A 777-nucleotide genomic window follows, 5' to 3' on the forward strand; every position below is an offset into this window, starting at 1 on the left:
ACCTCAGTACCTCCGTTGGATTTGTTAATCATAATACGTTCCTTCATCCCCATCTTTCTATCCTTATTTCTTTTTGCCCCGATATTGTCACCCTGAAAAGATCTCAATCGCTCTCTCAAGATGGTCAACTTCTTTACCTTCGCTTTTGTTGCAAGTGCTTTATCCATCGCTGCCGTGGAAAGCAAGAATTCAGTTATCAGCGAAGACAGCCTTCTTGAACCCCAGGTCGAACCTATCTTTGCTTCACTTGAGGCCGTCACTAGCCCACTTCTCGAAAAGAGAGGATCGAGCCCGGCGCTCGAAAAGCGGCTTCTAGGCAACCTGCTTGAGCTTCCCACCTCGATCATTTCGGAGGTGCTCCCCGTGGCAACGCGAACCATGCCCCAACCGCCCCATGAACGCTCTTCAGGACGGTTTTCTTTCAAGCAAATCAGAGTGCATGCTTACCTATCAGACACGCTCAATGCAATCTTGCCTCACACCAACGCCATTCGAAGTCTCTGCACCGGTGATGTCAACCCTGATGCCGATCAACTTAGTTGGGACTTGGTCAATGAGCTCCGAGCCATTTTGGATATTCTCAATGGCTGCTTGTACAAAGTGAAAGACTGTGGAAAGGCACCTACCCCAAGTGGTATTCCGGGTGGAAGGCCTATCACTCTGGATGACATTTGCCAGCTATTCTTCAAAATAATGTGCGAAATCAGGGAGTGCTGCAAGCTAATTGGCTCGTTGTGCATCAAGTACAAAACCGTTCGCCGGGTTTGCCAAAATACT

The 777-nt window shown here is 48.6% G+C and carries 1 protein-coding gene; it reads left to right on the forward strand.

Features of this window, described 5'->3' with window-relative positions:
* Positions 1-120: 120 nt before the first annotated feature.
* Positions 121-777: hypothetical protein (locus IE219_RS32720; RefSeq protein ID WP_189983727.1), on the forward strand; the 657-nt coding region annotated here is incomplete at its 3' end.

It is taken from the genome of Streptomyces termitum (genome assembly GCF_014650175.1).
Classification (GTDB): domain Bacteria; phylum Actinomycetota; class Actinomycetes; order Streptomycetales; family Streptomycetaceae; genus Streptomyces; species Streptomyces termitum.